At 64.9% G+C, this 22,099-nt stretch carries 20 protein-coding genes; 5 read left to right on the forward strand and 15 right to left on the reverse strand.

Features of this window, described 5'->3' with window-relative positions; genetic code table 11:
• Positions 1 to 17: 17 nt before the first annotated feature.
• The 8 genes from llg_RS05930 to llg_RS05965 all read right to left on the reverse strand — a co-directional run bounded on the left by llg_RS05930 (position 18) and on the right by llg_RS05965 (position 8,660).
• Positions 18 to 569: a rhodanese-like domain-containing protein gene (locus tag llg_RS05930; RefSeq protein ID WP_338288754.1), complete on the reverse strand. Its 552-nt coding sequence runs from the start codon at positions 567 to 569 to the stop codon at positions 18 to 20.
• A 7-nt stretch (positions 570 to 576) separates the two neighbouring features.
• Entirely contained in the window at positions 577 to 1,737 is a 1,161-nt protein-coding gene (locus llg_RS05935) for a vWA domain-containing protein (RefSeq protein ID WP_338288755.1), read from the reverse strand.
• A gap of 54 nt (positions 1,738 to 1,791) precedes the next feature.
• On the reverse strand, positions 1,792 to 2,811 hold the full coding sequence (gene rtcA / locus llg_RS05940; protein WP_338288757.1) for an RNA 3'-terminal phosphate cyclase: 1,020 nt from the start codon (positions 2,809 to 2,811) through the stop codon (positions 1,792 to 1,794).
• Positions 2,812 to 2,853: 42 nt separating this feature from the next.
• On the reverse strand, positions 2,854 to 4,335 hold the full coding sequence (locus llg_RS05945) for an RtcB family protein (RefSeq protein ID WP_338288759.1): 1,482 nt from the start codon (positions 4,333 to 4,335) through the stop codon (positions 2,854 to 2,856).
• Positions 4,336 to 4,380: 45 nt separating this feature from the next.
• Positions 4,381 to 4,713, reverse strand: a complete 333-nt coding sequence (locus llg_RS05950) for a hypothetical protein (protein ID WP_338288761.1) — start codon at positions 4,711 to 4,713, stop codon at positions 4,381 to 4,383.
• Positions 4,714 to 4,884: 171 nt separating this feature from the next.
• Positions 4,885 to 5,637, reverse strand: a complete 753-nt coding sequence (locus tag llg_RS05955; protein ID WP_338288763.1) for a DUF6714 family protein — start codon at positions 5,635 to 5,637, stop codon at positions 4,885 to 4,887.
• A 49-nt stretch (positions 5,638 to 5,686) separates the two neighbouring features.
• Positions 5,687 to 6,736 carry a DUF6714 family protein gene (locus llg_RS05960; RefSeq protein ID WP_338288765.1) on the reverse strand — a complete coding sequence of 350 codons (1,050 nt, stop codon included), beginning with the start codon at positions 6,734 to 6,736 and terminating at the stop codon, positions 5,687 to 5,689.
• A 346-nt stretch (positions 6,737 to 7,082) separates the two neighbouring features.
• On the reverse strand, positions 7,083 to 8,660 hold the full coding sequence (locus llg_RS05965; RefSeq protein ID WP_338288767.1) for an RNA-binding protein: 1,578 nt from the start codon (positions 8,658 to 8,660) through the stop codon (positions 7,083 to 7,085).
• A 193-nt stretch (positions 8,661 to 8,853) separates the two neighbouring features.
• On the opposite strand from llg_RS05965, the gene rtcR reads away from it, so the two are divergent.
• Positions 8,854 to 10,452 (forward strand): RNA repair transcriptional activator RtcR, encoded by a 1,599-nt coding sequence (gene rtcR / locus llg_RS05970; RefSeq protein ID WP_338288769.1) that lies wholly within the window; start codon positions 8,854 to 8,856, stop codon positions 10,450 to 10,452.
• Positions 10,453 to 10,533: 81 nt separating this feature from the next.
• Here the strand turns inward: rtcR and llg_RS05975 are convergent, their stop codons facing one another.
• Together llg_RS05975 and llg_RS05980 are read right to left on the reverse strand one after the other, a co-directional pair.
• On the reverse strand, positions 10,534 to 12,381 hold the full coding sequence (locus llg_RS05975) for a nucleotidyltransferase domain-containing protein (RefSeq protein WP_338288771.1): 1,848 nt from the start codon (positions 12,379 to 12,381) through the stop codon (positions 10,534 to 10,536).
• 117 nt (positions 12,382 to 12,498) lie between these two features.
• Positions 12,499 to 12,849: a peptidoglycan-binding domain-containing protein gene (locus llg_RS05980; protein ID WP_338288774.1), complete on the reverse strand. Its 351-nt coding sequence runs from the start codon at positions 12,847 to 12,849 to the stop codon at positions 12,499 to 12,501.
• Positions 12,850 to 12,976: 127 nt separating this feature from the next.
• Between llg_RS05980 and llg_RS05985 the strand changes: the two genes are divergently transcribed.
• On the forward strand, positions 12,977 to 13,516 hold the full coding sequence (locus tag llg_RS05985; protein WP_338288776.1) for a glutathione peroxidase: 540 nt from the start codon (positions 12,977 to 12,979) through the stop codon (positions 13,514 to 13,516).
• A 93-nt stretch (positions 13,517 to 13,609) separates the two neighbouring features.
• Here the strand turns inward: llg_RS05985 and llg_RS05990 are convergent, their stop codons facing one another.
• From llg_RS05990 to llg_RS06000, 3 genes are read right to left on the reverse strand one after another with little or no spacing between them, the layout of a single operon-like run.
• Positions 13,610 to 14,122, reverse strand: coding sequence for an ankyrin repeat domain-containing protein (locus llg_RS05990; protein ID WP_338288778.1), 513 nt, complete (start codon positions 14,120 to 14,122; stop codon positions 13,610 to 13,612).
• Positions 14,123 to 14,144: 22 nt separating this feature from the next.
• Positions 14,145 to 15,629, reverse strand: a complete 1,485-nt coding sequence (locus llg_RS05995; protein ID WP_338288780.1) for a catalase — start codon at positions 15,627 to 15,629, stop codon at positions 14,145 to 14,147.
• A 9-nt stretch (positions 15,630 to 15,638) separates the two neighbouring features.
• Positions 15,639 to 15,794 carry a hypothetical protein gene (locus llg_RS06000; RefSeq protein WP_338288782.1) on the reverse strand — a complete coding sequence of 52 codons (156 nt, stop codon included), beginning with the start codon at positions 15,792 to 15,794 and terminating at the stop codon, positions 15,639 to 15,641.
• A 98-nt stretch (positions 15,795 to 15,892) separates the two neighbouring features.
• Between llg_RS06000 and llg_RS06005 the strand changes: the two genes are divergently transcribed.
• A complete protein-coding gene (locus llg_RS06005) occupies positions 15,893 to 16,774 on the forward strand; it encodes a LysR substrate-binding domain-containing protein (RefSeq protein WP_338288784.1) in 882 nt (293 codons plus the stop codon).
• 74 nt (positions 16,775 to 16,848) lie between these two features.
• Here the strand turns inward: llg_RS06005 and llg_RS06010 are convergent, their stop codons facing one another.
• Entirely contained in the window at positions 16,849 to 17,430 is a 582-nt protein-coding gene (locus llg_RS06010; protein ID WP_338288787.1) for a hypothetical protein, read from the reverse strand.
• Between the two features lie 92 nt (positions 17,431 to 17,522).
• On the opposite strand from llg_RS06010, the gene llg_RS06015 reads away from it, so the two are divergent.
• Positions 17,523 to 20,246 (forward strand): DEAD/DEAH box helicase, encoded by a 2,724-nt coding sequence (locus llg_RS06015; protein WP_338288788.1) that lies wholly within the window; start codon positions 17,523 to 17,525, stop codon positions 20,244 to 20,246.
• On the opposite strand, the gene llg_RS06020 is transcribed toward llg_RS06015, so the two are convergent.
• Entirely contained in the window at positions 20,247 to 20,804 is a 558-nt protein-coding gene (locus llg_RS06020) for a hypothetical protein (RefSeq protein ID WP_338288789.1), read from the reverse strand. It abuts the gene before it with no gap.
• 121 nt (positions 20,805 to 20,925) lie between these two features.
• On the opposite strand from llg_RS06020, the gene llg_RS06025 reads away from it, so the two are divergent.
• Positions 20,926 to 22,059: an AAA family ATPase gene (locus llg_RS06025; RefSeq protein WP_338288790.1), complete on the forward strand. Its 1,134-nt coding sequence runs from the start codon at positions 20,926 to 20,928 to the stop codon at positions 22,057 to 22,059.
• Positions 22,060 to 22,099: the final 40 nt, after the last annotated feature.

Raw genomic sequence — 22,099 nt, forward strand, 5'->3', positions numbered from 1 at the left:
CGTGGGCAAGGCGGCGTCTATTTCCGGATCTCCGTGCCCTCCATCGGCAGTTTCACCTTCGAGATCTCGATGAGCGGGGCGAGTTCCTTCACGTTCTTGTAGCCGTAGGTGTGGAGATTGATGAAGGTCTGGACATTGAGGGCGACCTGCACGGCCTTCGAGGGGAAGGAGCGCTCGGCGCCCTGGAAGTTGTTGTTGCAGTAGATGAGGATGCGCGTGGTCTTGTCCGGGATCAGCTTTTCCAACGCCGGGGCGTTGAAATCGGTGAGATCGAGGTGGATCGCTCCCTTGACGTGCATTTCATCGAACTTCGCCTGGCTGCGGGCATCGAGCACGACGGTCTTCGGCTCGGCCATCATGCGGAGGAAATCGTCCTCGCTGATCCGATTCGCAGCACGGACGGTCTCCAGGCTTTCGGCGGCTTTGACGAAACCCGGGTAGTCGATCTTCGGGTTCGGCGCCGCTTGCACCGGTGAGGGTGAGCCGACCAAGAGGAATGCGGGAGGACGAGGCCCGTCCTGTGCGACGGCGAGGCAGGGCAGCAGGGCGAGAAGGAGGGTGGTTTTCATGGCGGGGTTATTTGGCAAAGGTGTAACCGAGGGCCGTGGCCTGCTCGCGGGTGGCCTCGACGAGGGCTTCATCGAGCGTCTTGTCCCCCTTCACGGCCTGCTTCTTCATTTCCTCGGCGACGAACGCCTCGCGCTCGCGGTTGAGGGTGCGGATCTGCTCCTGGATGTCGGCACGGGCCTTCGCGGTCTTTTCGACGTAAGCGGTGCGTTCCTCCGGCTTGAGATCGCGCATGGCGGCGGGCACGGCGGAATCCGCGAGCTTCGCCGGATCGACCTTCTTCTCCCTCCAGGCATCGACGAGATCCCAACTGGTGTTCGAGTAATTGGTGCCGGTCTTGGCGGCGATCCGGCTGCTGGCCGCGCCGGACTTGGCGTTCGCGTCGGCATCGCGGTCGGCCTCCTGCTGGCGTGCGGCTCCGGCGGCACCATCCTTTCCGTAGCCGAGGTAGGTCTTGTTGAGCTCGAGGTTGAGCTCCGAGATCCGCTTGTCCTGCGGTGCAGGGACGCTGACGATGGCGCGGTCCTGGTTGATGACCATGAACTTTCCGCCACCGAGCGCGGCTCCATCGTGCCACGAGCCGGACATGCCTTCCTCGCGGCTGCCGCAGTGGATGGTGTTGACGGTGACGCCCTTGGCGAGAGCCTCCTTGCAGGCCTTCCGCGCATCAACGGAGCCCTGGGTGAAGGGTTCATTGCCGGCGATGAAGATCACCTTGTAGGTGTCCTTGGCGTCATCCCAGCGGAGGTCGGAAAGCGAGCGCTGGATGACCGCGCCGCAGTATTCCTCGCCACCGTTGGTCTTGAGCGAGAACAACGACTTGCTCAGCGAATCGAGGTCGCGGGTGAGCGGCTGGACCTGGCGGACCCACTGGTTGTCGACGCTGAGGTTGTTGTTGCCGTATTCGTAGAGGGCCACCTCGATGCGCGGCGGCTCGCCGTCGCGCTTGGCGTCGGTGAAAGTATTGACGACTTTCCAGAGCTGGGTCTTCGCCTGGTCGATCAGTCCATCCATGCTGTTCGAGGTGTCGAGCAGCAGGGCGATCTGGACCTTGTTCTTGGCCGGGGACGGATCGACCTCCGGCGGGCGCGGGTCTTCCGCGCCTTTCGCCATCAACGGGAGAGCGAGGCCCAGCCAGGCGGCGGACAGGAAATGGATGTGCGTTTTCATCACACCCCACGGATACCGCGTCCCCGCCGGGCTGTCCGTAAACGCCCGGTAAATTCAAGCCGGGCCGCAGGCGATCACCCGCAGGCCACGCTCGACCTCCCGGACGGTGAACTTCACCGGCAGGAAACGCTCGATCACGGCGATATTGGTACGGACGTGGTCGTCCGGCTTCATCGTGGTGAAGGAGCCGCCGCCCGCGAGAGCCATCGGGATGAGGAGCTGGTCGGCGAGGTGGGTGCCCACGGCCGCCCGGCTGCCGAGGAAATTCTGCATCGCCCGGGCCGCGCGGTGGCCGATCTTTTCCGCCAGCACGCCGATCTCGCCGAAGGACGAGCACAGCTCCGAGCCGTGCTCGAAACGCTGCTCGACCAGCAGGCAGATCCCCATGCCGGGCCCGTCCTCACGGGTGTCCAAACAGTGCTCGTCCCACTCCAACACGGCGCGCGCGGACTCCAGCATGCGCTGGGGAATCCGGGCGGGCAGGCGACGCGAGACGACGGTGAGGGAGCGCTCCAAGGGAGTGCCCAGCTCATGCAGTTCCAGCTTCGCCAGGCTGCCGCACGGCCGGACCACCGCCGAGATCCGCCCGCCGCCCGCGGGCGCGAAGCCGGTTTGATCGAGGGTGAGTGAGGCCTCGACACCGAGCCTGCGCACGGCGGGGAGGAAGACACGGTCGAGGAACTCGAAGGGCGGCGCCAGCGGGTTGTGGGTGCCACCTTCGAGCACGAGGGTGCTTTCCCCGTCCGCGTGCCACAGGGCCGGGAGCAGGGTCTGGAACAACAGGCCGGTGCTGCCCGCGGTGCCGATGGCGAATTGGTACGATCCGGGCCGTACCTTCCCGGCGCGGAACACCAGCTCCGTGGAGCCGGGTTCCGCGCCATCGGCGGTGCCGTCCGAAACTTCCATCGCGGCGCGGACGCAGGTGAGATGCTGGCGCATCAAGCCCGGCCGCGGTCGCTTGCCACGGATGTTCGTCATGCGGAACGGCTGCCCGGTGATCATGGCGAGCGAGAGGGCGGTGCGGAGCATCTGCCCGCCGCCTTCGGAGCCGTCGAGTTGGATGGGTTTCATCATTCCTTTTCGAAGAGACGGGACAGGAATGTCCCTACTCCTTGGTTAATCGTCCGCTTCGGCGGAGTCCTTGATCACGAAACGGGCCTGGAGCTTCGCCACGGTTTCGGCGAGACCGGCGGCCTCGACGCTCCGCAACACCTCCGGGAAATTCTTGTAGGCGTCCGGTGCTTCGTCGATCGGGTACTGGCGGCAGTTCGTCAGGATGTCCGAGGCATCGAAGTCCGCGTCCACCGACTTCTGGTCGAGCGTGCGCGCCGCGTGCTTCCGGCCCATCTGTCGCCCGGCGCCGTGGTTGACCGACCAGGCGGTGCGCTCGGCCCCGCCCTTCGCCACCATCACCACCGAGCCGTCGCGCGGGTTGCCCGGCAGCAGGATCGGGTGACCGGTTTCCGCGAACGGGGTTCCGGCGAGCGAGAAGTGACCGCCCGGGATCGCGCGGGTCGCGCCCTTGCGGTGGACCCAGGCCTTCTTGCCATCGAGCACCTCTTCCCGCGCGATGTTGTGCGAGATGAAGTAAACGAGGTTTCCCTGCGCGCCCGGCAGGACTTCCTGGAAGGCTTCCAGCACGAGCGCGTTGATGAGCAGGTGGTTCACCGTGGCGAAGTTCGCGCCGATGGCCATGTCATCAAGGTAGGCATCCGCCTCGGGGGTTCCGAGCGGCGCGTAGACGAGCTGCTTGTCCCCGGCCGGGAACGGCGTGGCCCACTGGCGGAACTTGTGCTCCAGGTCCTTGAACTGGCCCTGCGCGAGCAGGTTGCCGAGGCCGCGCGATCCACAGTGGCTGAGGAACGACACGTGGCCGTCCTTCAGGCCGAAGGTGTCCGCGGCGGCGAGCATCGACGGACGGTCCGACAAGCGGGTGATCTCGCACTCGCCGAAGTGGTTGCCTCCGCCGTAGGAGCCGAGCTGTTCGATCTTCGACGCGAAGTTCCGCACCAGCCCGGAGGCGAGGATGAAGTCGAGGCGGCTACGGAGCGCGTCGTAGGTTCCATCGTGGCCGTGGTGCGTGGAGTCCTCGCATCGGGTCGCCCATTCGGGCGGGATGCCGAGGGCCTCGCAGACGCGGGCGGTGGCACCCTCGGTCACGGCGAGCACGCCGGTCGACTGGTCCACGCGGCGCGACTTCTTCACGGTCCGCTGGCCACGGCCAGCACCGGTCGGAGTGCGCTCGATGATGGCGTTGATCAACGCGCGGCGGACCTTCTTGTCGACGATCGCGTCCTCCGGGATGTCGAGCTGGAGCAGCGACATCGAGCACTTGATGTCGACGCCCACCGGGCCCGGATAGATGTGGGTCGGCGAAACCATCACGCAGCCGACCGGCGCACCGTAACCGGCGTGGCCGTCCGGGTTGAGGATCACGTCCGTCACTCCCGGGGCGAGGCGGGAATTGACCGCCTGCTGGAGGCAGGTGGAGTCGAAGTGGTCGCGGATCGCATCGGTTCCGACCACGGTGATCGGCTTGCCGGAGTCATTCGGGAGGGGGATGAAGCCCAGCGCTTCATCGGTCTTGTGGATGTTCATGTTTTTGAAAAGGAAAATTGGAAGGGCGTGAAATCGAGAGGATTGCTACAGGAGATACAGCTCCACGAATTGCTTGAGTCCGAAAAGAGCGAAGACGGCGACCAAAACGATCAGGGTGAGACAGCCCAGCAGGCTGCAGCGGTTCCCAAAGCTCTCCGCCTCGACTCGCTTCTCTTCAGGCGTCTTGATGAATTCAATGCAGGCGATGTTCATATCGGCATCCCCCACGAGAACGGAGCGCTCATCTCCATCGAGAAGCCGGTTCACGGCGTCCCGCAGAAGTTCAAAGGCAGGCCGACTGCCCATGACCTTCATCAGGCCACGGTTCTCCGGATATTCATCGAGTTCGAAAAAGGGATGATCGGGTTCGTTGTCCATGGTGCTGATAAGGAGATCGAACGGCGGCAAGGGTGTGGTGGAACGTTCCTGCTCTACCTGACTGAGCTACCGGACCACCGGGGGAAGTCCGGGTCGGATTCGAACCGACGACCAGGTTGTCTTTAACAATGTAGTTTCACCGGCATCCGCCGATCGGGAGTGGTTGGAAAATCAAAGGTAGGCGAGACGGACGAAGTCGGGAACCCATTGACTCCATCCGGCTTTGAGGCCCTTGGTCGCCTCCTCGTTCCCAGCCGGATCGTAGCGTTCATAAAAACAGAGGAAGGCGGCGACCGCCTGGTGCTGTGACTTCGAAAGCAGGTTGAATCGCTGGTCATCCGGCGTAGGGCCGCATTCCAAGCTGTAAAAGATGAGATTGTGGCAGAGTTCCCGGTGGCGATTGCTTTTCAGCGTGAAGCGCAGGAACGCCGGGAGATGGAATCGGACGGAAACGGGGTCGAGGCAGTTCAACGTGAGATGACGCAGGCTGATGAGGGCGGAATCCGGAATGTCTTGCCATCGAAGCTGCGGGGATCCCGCGAGAGACTGGTATTGGGCATCGGTATGCCAGTCCTCCAGGAGTCCCTGCTGGGCCAGATTCATTCCGTTGCCGAGCAATACCTTTTCGAAGGATTCCTCCACGAAACGGAGGATCTTTTCCCGCATCTGCTCCACCGACAGCCAATGCCCGGAGCGGGCTTCCTCCGACGAGGGAGGTCTGACCATGTTCAGGAACTGGGCAGCAGTGGCTCCATGAGCCAGGAAGTTCCGCTGGGCCTCGGCGAGGGTCGGCTGGTCAATCAGCCAGCATGCCTCTCCGACATCCTCCCAGAAGCACACCGGACAGATCTCCATCGTCCCGCCCGCCGGAGACGGCAGCGTGCGGTAGCCGCAGCAGGGACATGGATGACGATCGGAATTCATGGGTGGAAGGATCGAGTGACAAATGTTGGAAATGAGTCGAGGACGGATATCAAAGGTAAGCGAGACGGACGAAATCGGGGAGGTGGTTGCTCCATCCTCTTTCGAGGCCCTTGGCGGCTTCCCAATTCTTGCTGTGGTCGTAGTGGGTGAAAAAAGAGAGGAACGCCGCCACGGCCTGGCGTTGTTTACCCTCCAGCGAGCGGAACTTCGGTCCGAAGTGATCGCTTGATTCCGGGCCTCCGGCGAGATCGGAAAGCACGAATCCGGTCTCGGAATCGACAATCGACCAATGCCTCAAGATGTATCGCATGAATGCGGGGAGATGGAAGTGGATGGATTCCAGATCGAGGTAAGTAAGCGTGAGTCCGAACTGGGCCGCCAAAGCGCCATCCGGAATATCCTGCCAGCGGGCGGACGGATCTTTCGAGGCAGCCGCGACAATTTCTTCCTCCGTTCCCCAGTCGTCGATGATCTGCTGTTGGCGGAGATTGATGCCACCGCCGAGAAGAATCTTCGCGAACGCTTCCTCGATGAAGCGGATGGTTTTCTCCCGCATTCCTTCGACCGAAAGCCAATGAACCGAGCGTTCTTCTTCAGGCAATGGCCTGCGGACGGAATCGAGGAACGCAGGCACCACAGCTCCCGTGAGGAGAAACTCCGCTTGGGCCTCGGAGAGCCAGGGCAGATCGAGCACCCACCAGCCATCCCCGACATCCTCCCAGAAGCACACCGGACAGATCTCCATCGTCCCGCCCGCCGGAAGTGGCAGCGTGCGGTAGCCGCAGCAGGGACATGGATGACGATCGGCGTGCATGATTGAAGAAGAGGGAACGGCGACAAGGAGTGGTGAAACGTCCGTTGTCATGGGCAAGTGATGTAGTTTCACCGGCATTCGCCGTTCGGGATGGTTTGGAATGAAAGCGCCAGTATGCGGCGTGAAGGATTGAAGGGGATTCGCGACAAGGGGCGGAAAGAGACGGGTCCACTGCTCTACCCCTGAGCTACCGCAGTCCCAGCGAGGGAACGGGGGCGGACTCGAACCGCCGACCAATGGAATCAATGTAATCTTTCCTGCATTCGCGAAAGGAGGTGCCGACAAGGAGCGGCGGGACGTGACCGGATCATTTGATCCGGGCGGGTTCTCAGGCCCGCGGTTCAGTGGTGATGTAGTCCCGCCTGGCATTCGGCGTGTGTTTGAAGGAGGTCCACGACAAGAATTGGCGGAAGAACATTCCGGCCGCTTGGGTTCGTATCCGAACCTGCCATGCCGGTCCCAAATGTAATCTTCCGGGCATTCGTGGAGAGGGGATGCCGACGCGGCGGCAAGGAGGGTGAGAATGTGCCGGCCATCGGCGTCCGGACTGGTCGATCAGCCCGACGGGAGTCGAACCCGCTATCTGCTTTCGAGATGTATTCCCGCCGGCATTCGCCGCGGCGGCAAAAGGTCATGCGATTTTCAGTCGTGTCTTGAGGGGTTGCTTTTCGATTTCGCGGAGCCAGTGGTCCGTTCCGTCCGCTCCCGCCGCGAAGGCGGCGACGAGGTCGAAGACGGTGTCGCTGAATCCGCCGATATTGAGGATGTCCGCGCGGTCCGGTGCCTGCACGGTGGTGTTCGGCACCAGGTCGATGCAGACGAGACGGGCGTTCGGATTGCGCTGCTTGAAGAGATTCCACTCCGCGAGCACCGCGGTCCCGCGGCCACCCTGGCGGGCATCCATCCACGACTCGTTGTCCGAGACGTAGATCACGAGGTCGGCCTGGGCCTTCTCCGCGTTCAGCAACCGGAGCGGGGCCGAACAGTTCGTTCCGCCGCCGCCGACCTTCGCCAGCTTCGCCGCGTTGGTCATGACGCTGTCGCGGGGATTGAGCTTCAGCTTCACCACGTCGCACTCGAAGGGCAGGACGCGGGCGTCCCGGTTCTTCCGCAGGAAGGCAGCGGCGATAAGACCGGCGACATCGACGCAGCGGACCTTCGAGCTCGCGCCCTTCTGGTAACCGGTCACGGAAGACTGCATCGATCCCGACACATCCGCGCACACGACCACCCGCCCGGCGATGTCCGGCACGTTTCCGAGCGCGGCTTCCATCGCATCCTGGAGCGCCTCCTTGATCGCGTGCGGCATTTCCGCCGCGGCGTTGAGGAAGGCAACCAGCAACTGGTAGGGGAAGACACGGGCGCGACGGATCGCTTCGGGATCGGCGAGACGCTTGGCCAGCGTGGCGACGAGTTCCCGATTTCCGGCGAGGCCGTGGCGGAGGAAGGTGTTCAGGTTCATCCGCGTGGTCTGCCACGAGGCATTCCGCGCGATGGCGGCCCATTCCTTTTCACCGAGGTCCTGCGCGGTGAGCATCTGGAAGGGCACGGCCGGGATGTCACCGGCGCGGTCGCGCTTCCAGTCCTCGAAGCAGCGCAGCGCGGCGGGCAGGACGTCCGGGTTCCACGGCTTTCCGATCAGCCAGGCGTAGAACGCCTCGCGGGACGGCTCGGCCGGACGCGGGTGGACCATCTTCACGATGTCCGCCAGCGACGGCGCGTTGCCGATGGAGGCGTCGATGAGCTGGCGCTCGGTGGCGCGTTCGAGCCACTGGCGGACGAGGCGCTTCGGCGCGGAGCCGAGCGACTTCCGGCCGGTGACGCCGGAACGGAGGATCTGGACGAAGGTCCGGAGCATCCGGCCATTGTCGATGACCTGCGGGAAGACTTCGGCGAGCCGGTCGAGATCGCGGGTGGCGAGCACGGCGCAGAGCAGGGCGGGCACGTCCTTCATGAACGCGCGGCGTCGGGCATAGAGGGCAGTGCGGGCGAGGAAATCCACGTCCACCTGCTTCGCGAACTCCAGCACGCGGTCGAGCTGGGTCTCGGCGGTCGCGTAGAACGTGCGGTTCAGGCAGCCGGTGGCGGCGAGCTGAGCGAGCGCGGCCTCCGGGGAACCGGCGTAGGCGGGAGCCTGGGCGTCGTTGACCGCATCGGTGCGGGGAGCGAGGACGCCGCGAATGGTCTGGAAGAGGTTGCGATTGGCCATGGTGGGGATGTCCGGGAGTTGCGCCGGACGAAAGAGGTATTGGCATGGCCCGTGCCAAAGGGGGTGAGAGGCAAAATCCACCAATCGCAATTCACTCACTACGAATTGATTAAAAATGTTCGGATTTTTTCGAGGGTCGGAATCGGTCGCTATTTTCTTCCTTTAGAATCGCTTATCGGATAAGAATTTATCCATGAAGCGAGTGGCCATCGGAATCCTCGGCACAAAGCTGGACCACGGCTTCTGGGAAGACCGCTGGGACACCTGGCGACCGACGGTTTCGCTGTTCCAGCACGAGGAGCTGCTGTTCGACCGCTTCGAACTGCTGGCCGAGAAGAGCTTTTCGAAGTTGTCCGGGCAGGTGCTGGCGGACGTGCGGCAGGTCTCGCCGGAAACCGAGGCGCGGCTGCACGAGGTTGCGTTCGGGCGCGACCCGTGGGACCTGGAGGCGGTGTACGGGGCGCTGCACGATTGGGCGCGGGCCTACCCCTTCGATCCGGAGCACGAGGAGTACTACGTCCACATCACCACCGGCACCCACATCGCCCAGATCTCGCTGTTCCTGCTGAACGAGGCGGGAACCCTTCCGGGGAAGCTGATCCAGACCTCGCCGCCGGTGGGGAAGAGCCATCGCAAGGCCCCGCGCGCGAGCTACTCACTGATCGACCTGGATCTCTCGAAGTACGATAAACTTAGTACCCGTTTCGCCGAAGAGCAGGCGGAGGCCACGGATTTCCTGAAGAGCGGGATCGCGACGCGGAACTCCGCGTTCAACCGGATGATCGACCGCATCGAGCAAGTGGCGCTGCGGTCGAAGGCCCCGATCCTGCTGCACGGCGCGACCGGCGCGGGGAAGTCCCAGCTCGCGCGGCGGCTGCACGAGCTGAAGAAGCAGCGCGGCGGTCTGAAGGGGCCCTTCGTGGAGATCAACTGCGCGACCCTCCAGGGCGACACGGCGGCCTCGGCTCTGTTCGGCCACGTGCGGGGCTCGTTCACGGGCGCACAGCGCGACCGGCCGGGGCTGCTGCGGGAGGCGGACGGCGGCATGCTGTTTCTCGACGAGATAGGGGAACTGGGGCTGGACGAGCAGGCGATGCTGCTGAGGGCGTTGGAGGACAAGACCTTCCTGCCGGTGGGCTCCGACCGCCCGGCGACGAGCGATTTCCTTCTGATCGCGGGCACCAACCGCGACCTGCGCGGCGAGGTGGCGCAGGGGCGCTTCCGCGAGGACCTGCTGGCACGCATCAACCTGTGGACCTTCACGCTGCCCTCACTGGCGCAGCGGCGGGAGGACATCGCGCCGAACCTGGACTACGAGCTGCGCCGGTTCGCGGGATCGCACGGGCGTGAGGCGAGTTTCAACAAGGAGGCACGGCAGCGTTTCCTGGCCTTCGCGGAGGCGGTGGACACGCCGTGGTCCGGGAACTTCCGCGACCTGAACGCGGCGGTCACGCGGATGGCCACGCTGGCACCGCGCGGACGCATCCGGGTGGAGGAAGTGGACGAGGAAATCGACCGCCTGCGCGAAAGCTGGCACCGGCCGGGCGCGGGCGGCACGGCGGACGGCGTGGATCTGGAAGAGGTGCTCGGGGAGCGGGTGGAAAAGATCGATCCGTTCGACCGGGTGCAGCTCGCGCACGTGGTGGCGGTGTGCCGTCGCTCGAAGACGCTGTCGGAAGCGGGAAGGCAGTTGTTCGCGGTATCGCGGAAGAAGCGGGCGGTGACGAACGACGCGGACCGATTGAAGAAGTACCTGGCGAAATTCGGGCTGGTGTTTGAGGGGCTGAGGTAGCGTAAGTTTCCAACTTGCGCATGGGTGCAGCGGACCCATGGGAAATGTCGCGGGTATTTCACCACGGTCCGCCGCCAGCGCTCACAAGTTGGAAACTTGTGCTACTTCAAACTCGTTTCGGATGTCGACGAGCAGGGCGTTGATCCGGTCGCGATCGGGTTCGTCCGGCAGCGAGCTCTTCTCGAATGCCTGGCGGACGCGAAGGAGCTGCTGCTCGGCGCGATCGACGAGTTCGTCGTATTCGAACTCCCCGGCGCGGACCCGGAGCAGGAAGTCGCGGTTCGGGCGGCGGACCCGCAGCACGCCCTCGCGGGCGATTTCCTCGGCCATGTCGAGCAGGCGCAGGGTGTGGAGGAGGTTCTTGGAATCGTAGCCGCGGCCGTGCTCCGCGTTGGTGCGGTAGCGCTGCTCGTTGCGGTTGGCGACCCATTCCCAGTATTCGCGGTGGGCCTTGCAGTGGGCGCGGAAGGCATCGCGGTTGCAGGTCATCCAGGCGATGGGCGCGGCGTCCTTCGGCACGCTGCTGAAATGGAGCGCGTCCGGATCCTTCGGCGACACGATGCCGCGGTAGTTCACGGCGGGATCATGGTAGATCGCGAAGAGGTCGCTGGCGTGGGTCAGGGCGGTGAGGCCGCAGTCTTCCGCGTGCAGGCCGCGCGCCGCCAGCCAATCGCGGACCGGCAGGCTGCCCTGGCCTTCCGGCACATGGCAGAACTCGAGCAGTTCCATGCGCCGCTCCGGCTGGGGATTGACGATCTTCTTGTTCAGCCCGCGGGCCTTGCGGATCTGGCCCATGGCGTATTCGCCGAAGGTGGCGGCGCAGCGCTTCGACAGGAACAGCTCCGGCCGGAGACGGTCGAACAAGGGATGGCGGTAGCGGATGCAGTCGTCCGGCGAGGCGAGTAGCTCAAGGACGTTCGGATTGTTCCGCAGCAGCAGCTCCACGAAACGGCCGAGCTCATAGTAGACCTCGTCGTTGCGTTCATCGGCGACCTGCTCGATGGCATCGAGTCCGAACAGGAACGAGGTCGGCGCGAGGAAGACGCCGCGGCGGTCCTCATCCGAGCCCTCAACCGCGGTGCCATAGGCGTGGCTGCCCGCAACGGTATCGAACAACAGCAGGTCCGGCTGGCGGACGCGATCCAAGGTGAGGTCCTCCGGCTTGAGAATCGTGGTGGCGGGATCACGCAGTTCGGTGGCGAACAGGCGGTCGAGCACGGCCAGGTCCGCGTGTGAGCGGTCCGGCAGATCGTCGAACTGTCCGGAGGCTTCCTCCAGAAACGCATCGAGCACCGGCAGACGGGCCATGCGTTCGCCCTCGTTGGTGGCGGCTTTGTGTTTCAGCAGGGCTGGCACCAGCTCCTGCACATCGGACGGAGCAATCGGCAACAGTTCCGCGAAGGCGACCGATGGGATGCCCTTGCCGGAAAGGATCCAACGCGCGGCGAGGGTGGCGCGGAGGGCGTAGAGGTAGTCCTTCGCCCGGACTTGGTCGGACTGGAGCTTGCCGAGCCACATCTGCTTCGCGAGACCGCGGTAGTGATCGGAGGCGGCGCGCGGCGAGAAGACGTCGCGGGCCGTGGCGCGCCAGCGGCCTAGGAAACCGGGTTCTTCGCGATAGACGATGGGAGAATGCAGCCACTCGAGGAGAGCGCCGTTCGATTTCCCGAGGAGGCCCGCCGCCTTCCGCACGTCCCAGCCGCCGGCATCGAGTTCATCCACGATCGGGAGATCGATGGCCGAAGTGGCGCCCCCGATGGCGAGGTAGGCGTGCCGCGGGTGGACGAAGAGGAAGCGGATGTCGTAATCGCTGTCCGGGGAGGCAAAGCCCCACGCACGGCTGCCGGATTCGCAGGCGTAGAGGATGCGGAAACCGTGCTGGCGCTCGATGCCATCCAGTAGATCCCCGATGCGTTTCTCGACGGTCATGCGCAGCGGATAGCGGGATGCTTGGTCTGCGGCAAGGGCATCCGGTGGATGCAGAAAGGGCGAAGTCACCAGACTCCGCCCCCCTTGAAGACCTTCCTCGGCTGAAGCCTCAACTCCTCAGAGCACGCCGAGGGCGCGGAGGGTGAAGACGTCCAGCCACGCGGTGACGCGGAGGCGGTGGTCGCGCTGGAAGCGGGCGATGGCGCGCTGGGTCACCGGGCCGATGTCGCCATCGACGCGGCCGTGGTAGTAGCCAAGCTGGCGGAGGCGGAGCTGGGCACGAATTTCCTTCCGCTCGCGCGGGCTGGCCGGACGCTGCGGGTAGACCAGGGCCGGCGGCGGGCCGGGGTAGTAGCCCGGTGGGCGGGACGGATACGTGGGGCCATGATGATAGGGAGCTGCTTCCGCGGGAACAGCGGCTGCCACGGTGAGAAGGGCACCGAACACGAGGGTCGGGATGTTTTTCATGACGTGATTTTCAACGCATTCCCGGATACCTTTATTCAGATCCGTTAGATCGCAACGGGGATTTTCTCGGCCGAAAGATCCGGTTTTTTGAAATGCGCGGGCCCGAATGGCTGTTACGGTGGCACTCATGCTCCACCGAATCGTCATTCCCTCGATCGTGTTCGCGGCCTCCGCCTTCGCCGCCGACCTCACCGCGATCCCGTTCAAGGACATCCAGGGCAAGGAAACCTCGCTGAAGGACTACAATGGCAAAGTCGTCCTGGTGGTGAACGTGGCCTCGAAGTGCGGCAACACGCCGCAGTACAAGCCGCTGGAGGCGATGTATGAGAAATACAAGGAGAAGGGCCTGGTGATCCTGGGCTTCCCCTGCAACGACTTCAACGGCCAGGAACCCGGCACCGCCACGGAGATCCAGGAATTCTGCAAAAGCACCTACGCCGTGACCTTCCCGCTGATGGAGAAGATCCACGTGAAAGGCCCGGAGCAACACCCGCTCTACGCCGCGCTGACCGGCCCGCAGGGAGCTTTCCCGGGCGATGTGAAGTGGAACTTCGGCAAGTTCCTGATCGGCAAGGACGGCAAGCCGATCGCGCGCTTCGAACCGAAGACCAAGCCGGACCTCTCCGACGTGAGCGAGGCGGTCGAGAAGGCGCTGGAGGCGAAATAGGGTAGCGCGAAGCTTGGCTTCGCATCCTTCTCGTGGATCGCATGGGGGGAGGATGCCCTTGCCTTGAAAAGCACCCTGCCCCGCACGCGAAGCTCAGCTTCGCGCTACTTCGCGGCGCGCGAACCAACGCCGCAACGCGGACACCAGCCGCGCCCAACTGGTGAGTTTCAATCCGAGCATCCGCGACCGCGGGCGCTCGGATTTTTCATTCAGCAGGGTGAGCAGGTCGGTGTGGCCGAACATGGCGGCGAACATCGCCGGGGTCCGACCGCCGCCTTGGTCCGCGGCAGCATCCGCCCCGGCGGCGAGCAGGACACGGGCGACTTCCAGATGGCCCTTGAAGGCAACCCCGGCCAACGGCGTTTGCTGGCGGTCGTTGCGGGCATCGGGATCGGCCCCGTGTCCGAGCAGGAGTTCCACCGCCGCCTGCTCGCCGTGGTAGGCGGCGAGCATGAGGAGGGAGTTGCCCTTTTCATCGCGGAGGTCCACCGGCAGGCCCGCGTCCAGCATGGGCGCGAGCGTGGCGATGTCTCCGTGGCGGGCGGCGTCGAGCGCGATGCGCTGCAGCTCGGCGTAGCGGGCTTCCTCGGCGGCGGTGGCGTGCATGGTTCCGGTCAGGTTGGGGTTCTCAGGCGCTGCCAGCTCCGACCGGCTCGTTCGGGTAAGCGCCGCTGGCGGTCCAGTCGATTTCCAGGGCCTTCGCCACGCCAGCGGCGTAGGCAGGGTCGGCCTTGTGGAAGTGAGCGAGCTGGCGGTGGATGATTGGAAGCGGCACGCCGTCCATGGCGGCGGCGATGTTGCCGAAGAGCGCCTGCTGCTGGGCATCGCTCATCAGGCGGAACAGGTTGCCGGGCTGGGTGTAGTCGTCGTTGCCCTCGCGGTGGTTGTAGCGGTCCGCATCGCCGGAGATTTTCAGCGGCGGCTCGGCGAAGCGCTCGTGCTCGATGGGACCGTTGAAGCTATTCGGTTCGTAGTAGGCGTCGCTGGCGGCGGGCGTGGCGAAGTTCATCGCGCCGTCCTGGTGGTAGTGGTTGGCCGCGGACTTCGGACGGTTCACCGGCAGGGCCTCATACCAGGTGCCGACGCGGTAGCGGTGGGCGTCCGCGTAGGAGAAGATGCGGGCCTGGAGCATTTTATCCGGCGAGAAGCCGATGCCCGGCACGATGTTGGAAGGGGAGAAGGCCGATTGCTCGATCTCCTGGAAATAGTTCGCGGGGTTGCGGTTCAGCTCCAGCACGCCCACGTCGATGAGCGGGTAGTCGCCGTGCGGCCAGACCTTGGTGAGATCGAAGGGATTGAGGTGGTACGTCTCCGCATCGGCCTCCGGCATCACCTGGATCTTCACGTCCCACCTCGGGAAATCGCCCCGCTCGATCGCCTCGTAGAGATCGCGCTGCGACGATTCGCGGTCCTTGGCGATGACCTGTTCGCTTTCGGCATTGGTCATGGTCTCGATGCCCTGGCGGGTCTTGAAGTGGAACTTCACCCAGAAGCGTTCGCCCGCGGCATTCAGCAGCGAGTAAGTGTGGGAACCGTAGCCGTTGACGTGGCGGTAGCTCTTCGGCAGGCCGCGGTCCGACATCAGGATGGTGACCTGGTGCAGACTCTCCGGAGAGAGCGACCAGAAATCCCACATCGCGGTGGCGCTGCGCAGGTTGGTGCGCGGATGGCGTTTCTGGGTGTGAATGAAGTCCGGGAATTTCAGAGGATCGCGAACGAAGAAGACGGGCGTGTTGTTGCCCACCAGATCCCAGTTGCCCTCGTCGGTGTAGAACTTCAGCGCGAAGCCGCGCACGTCGCGCTCGGCATCGGCCGCGCCGCGTTCACCGGCCACGGTGGAGAAGCGCAGCAGCGTTTCCGTCTGCTTGCCAACCTGGGAGAAGATGGCGGCCTTCGAGTACTTCGTGATGTCGTGGGTCACGGTGAAAGTGCCGAACGCGCCGGAGCCCTTCGCATGAACCACGCGCTCGGGGATGCGCTCGCGGTTCTGGTGGGCGAGCTTCTCAATGAGCTGGTAGTCCTGCAGCAGCAGCGGACCGCGCGGTCCGGCGCTGAGGGAGTTCTGGTTGTCGGCGACGGGATTGCCTGCGGTGGTGGTAAGGGTCGGTTTCATGGGTTGCGGTCAGGAAAGGAAGAGGATGCCGAGGATCGAGAGCCCGGAGAGCACGGCGGCAATGACATGGCGGAGGCGGTTGCCATCGGCGGGCGTGGTTTCCCGCCACATCAGGACGAAGCTCCGGAACTCGGCGGGGTAGTGGTTTCGCAGGAAGTAGATCATGGCCTTTGAGGAACGACGTGATCATGCCCGGAAACCCGCCATCCAGGTAATCGCTTGTTGCGAAACAAGGCATTGGATTTACTTATGGATCGGACACCATGGAAATCCGCCAGCTCGAACTCCTGCGCGCGATCCTCGAGGAGGGATCGCTCACCGCCGCGGCGAAACGCTGCCATCTCTCGCAGCCCGCCCTCAGCCAGCAGATCCAGGCGCTGGAGGCGGAGCTGGGCGAACCGCTGCTGATCCGCAAGCCGCGCGGCGTGGAACCCACCGCCGCGGGCACGCTGCTGATGGAGCACGCCGGACGCATCTTGGAGGAAACGGAGCGGGTGAAGGATGCCTTCACCGGGCGGCGCGAGCTCCAGTCCGGGCGGGTGGCGTTCGGGATCATCCCCACCATAGCGCCCTACCTGTTGCCGCGCTTGCTGGGACCGTTCCGGAAGCGGTTTCCCGGGATCGACCTCGCGGTGTCCGAGGCCCGCACCGCGGATCTGATCCCGCAGGTGGTGTCAGGCGCGATCGAGTTCGCGATCCTCAGCGACGTGGCGGAAGCGGAGCGCAAACGCTGGTCGCTGCACCTGCGCGAGTTGTTCCGCGAGCCGCTGCTGCTGGCCGCCCCGGCGGATCATCCGCTGGCGACCCGTAAAGCCCCGCCGACGCCCGCGGACCTGGATGCGTCGGAGTTGATCCACCTTCAGGGCGGGCACTGTCTTTCCGACCGCACGCTGCGGGTGTGCAAGATCCGCGAGCCGAATCCCGGGCTGCGCTGCGACCAGCTCTCGACCGCGCTGGCGATGGTCGCCGCAGGTCTGGGGGTGACCGTGGTGCCGAAGCTAGCGGTGCGGGACCTCGGGGATGGGGTCGTGTTCCGGCCGTTTGCAAGGGAGGGATTGCACCGGGTGATCAGCCTGATGAAACGCCGCGGCACGGGGACCAGCCCGGCAGCGGGGGAGTTGCTGAGGCTCTTCACCAAGGGGTAGGGACATTCCTGTCCCGTTTAAAAAAACCACCCAGCTCCGCTGGCAAGTATTCAAGAGACGGGACAAGAATGTCCCTACTCCTTGTGAAGCCTCCGGCAGGCGGTGATCTTCGGGTTCCGGGTGGCTTCGACGTTGTAGTAGGCTTGGAGGAGCTCCTCCTCGATCCCGAGCTTTCGGCGGGCTTCATGGAGGGTGAGTCCCATCAATGGTTCGAAGTCGATGCGATCCAGTGGCTTGCATTCCGATACCGCTCCCAGATGCACGGCATCGGTGAAGATGCGGCGGGCGGATTTAGGAAAGCGATACGGTTTCGGATACCACCGCCCCGCCACGGTGGCGAACCAGCGGGTGGCGGCGGTGCTCATTTCCTTCGAGGAACCCATCGTGAAGCCAATGGTGAAAGCCTCGTCGTAGAGCGTGGTGCCTCGCCCGAGCAAGAGGTGCACGCAATCGTGCTGCTCCAGCGTGACCCGGCCGCGGAACATCGACAGCGGCGGCAGGTCGAACGCCGGGTTTTCCATGATTTTCACCAGGAACGGCACCTCGCCCTGGTCGTTGCCGATGGCCAGCAGCCGCCGCATGCCCTCGCGCAGCGTGATGGAGTGGTCCCACAGGGGGATGAGGAAGACCTGCAACGCGGGATTGTAGATCGCCATGGAGCATTCTCGCACAAAACCCGCCACCGGAGCAAGAATGAGACGCGCTAAAGCCTCGACTCCGGCCCCGCGGCTTGCATGCTTTCCGCCCCTTGCCCACCACCGCCGCCATCCGTGACTACCTCGAAAACCTCCTCTGGCAGGAGCGTTTCGACGAGGAGCACCTGGCCGCCGGGCAGAAGCTGAAAAGCAAGGTCCGCGAGCTGGCCGCCGAGCGGCCGGACGACAACAACCTGACGCTGCGGGCCACCGTGGCCGGGGAGGACTGCGAGGTGCCGCTGTGGGTGGCCGGGGACGGCTGGCAGTTCGAAACGAACTGCTCGTGCGAGTTCGGCCGGTTCTGCCCGCACGCCGCGGCGATCCTGACCGAGGCTTCGAAACCGAAAACGCTGGTCCGGGTGCTGGAGGGCGCGACCGTCCGCAGCCGCCAGGCCCCTGAGCTCGCGACCGCCGCCGAGCTGGTGCCCGCGCCCGAGGACATCCCGCACGTCGAGATCGCCCCCGCCTTCCATCTTTCACTGGTCCGCGAGTCCACCGACTCGAAGGTGATCCGACTGCTGCTCCAGGCGTTGAAAATGCCGGACCAGGGCGACTGGGTGGTCGCGCGCCCGTTCGCGATCTACGGCGAGCATCGTATCCCGCTGGCCGGCACGGCCGCGCCACGTGAATTCCGCGTGGACACGAAAAAGGGGCCGCTGGTGATCCGGCGCGACGTGGCGGCGGAATACAACGCGGTGCAGACGCTCCAGCAGGTGGGTCTCGGCAGCCTGGCGGGCCACGCCGAGTTCCGTTTCCTGCTATCGCTGGCCGGGAAGAAAGGTTCCGCGAAGGAGGCGGGCCTGTGGTTCCCCTCGCCGGTGCACGGCCCGATCAACGAGTTCTGGCCGTGGCTGCGTTCGCGCGGCCGCGAGCTGCTGGAAGCGGCGAAATGGACCTTCGAGGTGGATCGCGACGTGGGCTACGACGTGATCGACCTCGACCCGGACAACTGGGTGTTCACCCTCGAGGACGACTCCACCGGCTGGTTCCACCTCTCGGTAGGCATCGAGGTGGCGGGCAAGTCGATCGACCTGCTGCCGATCCTCGCCGCGCTGCTCGACAAGGGCGCGCTGGAGGAATCGCTGGAGTTCCCCGCCGACGGCCACTTCCTGCACTACCTGCCGGACGGCACCGCGCTGCGCCTGCCCGCCGCGCGGGTGCGGAAGATTCTCAAGCATTTCGCCGCGCTGATCGACCCGCGCCGGTTCAAGGGCGGCAAGATGCCGCTGCACCCGCTCGACGCCGCCGCGCTGGGACTGGCCGAGTTCGGGATCGAGCCGCCGCCGCGCCTCGCCGAGCTGGCGGAGAAGCTCAACGGCTTCGAGGGCATCAACCCGGAACCGCCGCCGGAGGGGCTGAAGGCCGAGCTGCGTCCGTACCAGCTCTCCGGTTTCCGCTGGATGCAGTTCCTCGCCCGCCACGAGCTTCACGGCATCCTGGCCGACGACATGGGCCTCGGCAAAACGCTCCAGACCATCACCCACATCCTCGCGGAGAAAGCCAGCGGCCGCAATGCGAAGCGGCCGTCGCTGGTGATCGCGCCGACGAGCGTGGTGCCGAACTGGCAGGCGGAGATCCGGAAGTTCGCCCCCGAGCTGCGGATCCTGCTGCTCGATGGCCCGGAGCGGAAAAAGTACTTCCGCTCGATCCCCTACGCGGACGTGGTCCTCACCTCGTTCGCCCTGCTCCAGCGCGACATCGACAAGCTCGCCGAGCATTCGTTCCACCTCGCGGTGCTGGACGAGGCGCAGAACATCAAGAACCCGTCGGCGAAGGTCGCGCAGGCCGCGTGCAAGCTCAACGCCCGCCACCGCCTGTGCCTGTCCGGCACGCCGGTGGAGAACCACCTCGGCGAACTGTGGAGCCAGCTCAAGTTCCTGATGCCCGGTTTCCTCGGCAGCCAGGAGGATTTCAACCGCCGCTTCCGCACGCCGATCGAGCGCAATGGCGACGAGGAACGCCAGGCCGCGCTGAAAAAGCGCGTGGCCCCGCTGATCCTGCGCCGCACCAAGGACCAGGTGGCGAAGGAACTGCCGCCGAAGACCGAGCTGGTCCACATGGTCGAGCTGACCTCCGGCCAAAAGGATCTCTACGAAACCATCCGCGCCGCCATGGACAAGCGGGTGCGCCAGGCGATCGCGGCTCGCGGTTTCGACAAGTCGCAGATGGTGTTCCTGGAGGCGCTGATGAAGCTGCGCCAGATCTGCTGCGACCCGCGGCTGCTGAAGCTCGAAGGCGAGTCGAAGCTGGAGGCGGAACTCGCCGGCTCCGGCAAGCTGGACTACCTCTTCGAACTACTGGAGACGCTGGTCGAGGAAGGCCGCCGCACGCTGCTGTTCTCCCAGTTCACCTCGATGCTCCAGATCATCGAGGACGGGCTGAAGGCGCGGAAGATCTCGTTCCTGAAACTCACCGGTGAATCGAAGAACCGCGGCGGGCTGGTGAAGGAGTTCCAGGAGGGCGATGCCTCGGTGTTCCTGATCTCGCTGAAGGCGGGCGGCACCGGTCTCAACCTGGTGGCGGCGGACACCGTGATCCACTACGACCCATGGTGGAACCCCGCCGCCGAAGCCCAGGCCACCGACCGCGCCTACCGGATCGGCCAGGACAAGCCGGTCTTCGTCCACAAGCTGATCTGCCAGGGCACGGTCGAGGAGCGCATCCACAAGCTCCAGCAGCAGAAGAGCCAGCTCGCCAACGCCCTGCTCGCCGACGCGGACGTCTCCACCCGCCTCGACTCGAACACCCTCGGCGCGCTGCTGGCCCCGATGGAGTGATCAATGCCCACCGTGCCTGAGCGGCTCGGAAACCCACGCCAGCACGCGGCTGCGGTTCGGCTGTCCGGCAAGCCAGTCCCGGAACTCGAGCGCCCGTGCGTAACCTTCCTCGCCGAGCTGTTCGCGGAACCCCGCTTCCAAGGCCTCATGGGCGGCATCGGAACGGACGCCCCTCTGCCAGACATCGGTGAAAACGCGGTGGATTTCGTCGTGAAAGTTCCGCTCTTTCAGCGCCGTCCATTCCCCGGCATCCAGCCAGAATCCGCCGGTGGGCGAACGGTCGATAAAGAAGGAGAATCCATGGCCGACGCGGAAGCGGGTCATGAGCGAGCCGGACTCCGGACAAATACGGGCGGGAGCATCGGCATCCTCCAACACCGCGGCGGAACCACCTCGTGCAGGCAACGTCTCCATGCGCCCCGGCTGATGTGCGAGCCATTCCCAGTAGTCGGCGGACTTCAGATAAGCGCCACCGGACTGGGAATCGCTCCACGCGGGAAGACCGGATTCGAGCTCGATGGGGACCAGTTGGGCGTGCGGTTCGACGGGGCTGTTCATACGGGAACATCCCAACTCCGATCATCCCCCACCGCCATGGGAAACGCCGGGCTCTTTTCGAATGTCAGCGCGTGGAAAACCTGCATTCCCAACACCATCCTTTTCCTCCATCCTCCCACTGATGCTCCGCACCCTCCACCTCCGCGGCTACCGCTCCCTGCTCGACTTCCGGTTGGAACTGGGGCGCGTGACCGTGGTGACCGGCGGCAATGGCGTCGGGAAGTCCAACCTCTACCGTGCACTGGCGATGATGCAGCGGATGGCGGAGGGGAACTTCGCCGCGGCAATCGCGGCCGAGGGCGGCATGCCAAGCGTGGCCTGGGCGGGACAGCGGAAAAAGGACAAGCCGATCCGGGTGGAGTGGGAGCTGGAGCACGACTTCTTCCACTACACGATGGAGTGCGGATTGGTTCCCACTGTTCCCGGACAGGACACCGACTTCCGCACCGATCCGGATCTCAAACAAGAAAGCCTGCGCCTGCACCAGAAGGGCAAGGGACGGGAAGTCGCGCGTCGCAAGGGGCCCGCCGTGCAGCTCCGTAACCGCGAAGGGGTGTTCGAGTCTTCGCCGCTGCCGCTGCATGCACCGGAATCGATGCTCTCGGAAATCCGGGACGGGATTGAGTTCCCGGGACTTTCCGCGGCACGGGAGATCCTGCTGTCGTGGCGGTTCTACCACCAGTTCCGCACGGACCTGGATTCCATCCTCCGTCGTCCGCAGGTCGGCGCATGGTCACCGGTCTTGGCCCACGACGGAGCGAATCTCGCGGCGACCCTGCGCACCATCGTCGAGACTGGTCGCGGCGAACCATTGCGGGAGGCCGTGGAGCAGGGTTTCCCCGGCACCCGCTGGAGGACGCTCGATGCAAACGCGCGCTTTCAGCTCCAGATCCTGCGTCCGGGCCTGAAGCGCTGGATGGACGCCAGCGAGTTGTCCGATGGCACGCTGCGTTTTTTTTGCCTGTGCGCCGCGCTACTCACCCCGAAGCCGCCGCCACTGATCGTGCTCAATGAACCAGAGAACAGCCTGCATGCCGGACTGATGCCGGCACTCGCGGGATTGATTGCCGCCGTGCCGCCGGAGACCCAATTGATTGTCGTCACCCACTCCGAGGCCCTGGCCCGAGAGATCGGAGAGCGGACGGATTCCCGAAAAATCGACCTCATTAACCAAGACGGCGAAACCCGCCTCGCCGAGCACGCGGGTCCGCGCCGGGTGTGGACCTTCAGCGGACGCGATGAGGATGATGATTGAGGGTTCCTCCGCGTGAGCCGCGGATTTTCGTCGTGCCCCA

The sequence above is a fragment of the Luteolibacter sp. LG18 genome (assembly GCF_036322585.1).
Lineage (GTDB): Bacteria > Verrucomicrobiota > Verrucomicrobiia > Verrucomicrobiales > Akkermansiaceae > Luteolibacter.

What these genes read in the sequence shown, in the direction of transcription:
- llg_RS05930 (WP_338288754.1), bottom strand. Translation starts at nt 569, where the DNA reads ATGAAAACCACCCTCCTTCTCGCCCTGCTGCCCTGCCTCGCCGTCGCA.
- llg_RS05935 (WP_338288755.1), bottom strand. Translation starts at nt 1,737, where the DNA reads ATGAAAACGCACATCCATTTCCTGTCCGCCGCCTGGCTGGGCCTCGCT.
- rtcA (WP_338288757.1), bottom strand. Translation starts at nt 2,811, where the DNA reads ATGATGAAACCCATCCAACTCGACGGCTCCGAAGGCGGCGGGCAGATG.
- llg_RS05945 (WP_338288759.1), bottom strand. Translation starts at nt 4,335, where the DNA reads ATGAACATCCACAAGACCGATGAAGCGCTGGGCTTCATCCCCCTCCCG.
- llg_RS05950 (WP_338288761.1), bottom strand. Translation starts at nt 4,713, where the DNA reads ATGGACAACGAACCCGATCATCCCTTTTTCGAACTCGATGAATATCCG.
- llg_RS05955 (WP_338288763.1), bottom strand. Translation starts at nt 5,637, where the DNA reads ATGAATTCCGATCGTCATCCATGTCCCTGCTGCGGCTACCGCACGCTG.
- llg_RS05965 (WP_338288767.1), bottom strand. Translation starts at nt 8,660, where the DNA reads ATGGCCAATCGCAACCTCTTCCAGACCATTCGCGGCGTCCTCGCTCCC.
- rtcR (WP_338288769.1), top strand. Translation starts at nt 8,854, where the DNA reads ATGAAGCGAGTGGCCATCGGAATCCTCGGCACAAAGCTGGACCACGGC.
- llg_RS05975 (WP_338288771.1), bottom strand. Translation starts at nt 12,381, where the DNA reads ATGACCGTCGAGAAACGCATCGGGGATCTACTGGATGGCATCGAGCGC.
- llg_RS05980 (WP_338288774.1), bottom strand. Translation starts at nt 12,849, where the DNA reads ATGAAAAACATCCCGACCCTCGTGTTCGGTGCCCTTCTCACCGTGGCA.
- llg_RS05985 (WP_338288776.1), top strand. Translation starts at nt 12,977, where the DNA reads ATGCTCCACCGAATCGTCATTCCCTCGATCGTGTTCGCGGCCTCCGCC.
- llg_RS05990 (WP_338288778.1), bottom strand. Translation starts at nt 14,122, where the DNA reads ATGCACGCCACCGCCGCCGAGGAAGCCCGCTACGCCGAGCTGCAGCGC.
- llg_RS05995 (WP_338288780.1), bottom strand. Translation starts at nt 15,629, where the DNA reads ATGAAACCGACCCTTACCACCACCGCAGGCAATCCCGTCGCCGACAAC.
- llg_RS06000 (WP_338288782.1), bottom strand. Translation starts at nt 15,794, where the DNA reads ATGATCTACTTCCTGCGAAACCACTACCCCGCCGAGTTCCGGAGCTTC.
- llg_RS06005 (WP_338288784.1), top strand. Translation starts at nt 15,893, where the DNA reads ATGGAAATCCGCCAGCTCGAACTCCTGCGCGCGATCCTCGAGGAGGGA.
- llg_RS06010 (WP_338288787.1), bottom strand. Translation starts at nt 17,430, where the DNA reads ATGGCGATCTACAATCCCGCGTTGCAGGTCTTCCTCATCCCCCTGTGG.
- llg_RS06020 (WP_338288789.1), bottom strand. Translation starts at nt 20,804, where the DNA reads ATGAACAGCCCCGTCGAACCGCACGCCCAACTGGTCCCCATCGAGCTC.
- llg_RS06025 (WP_338288790.1), top strand. Translation starts at nt 20,926, where the DNA reads ATGCTCCGCACCCTCCACCTCCGCGGCTACCGCTCCCTGCTCGACTTC.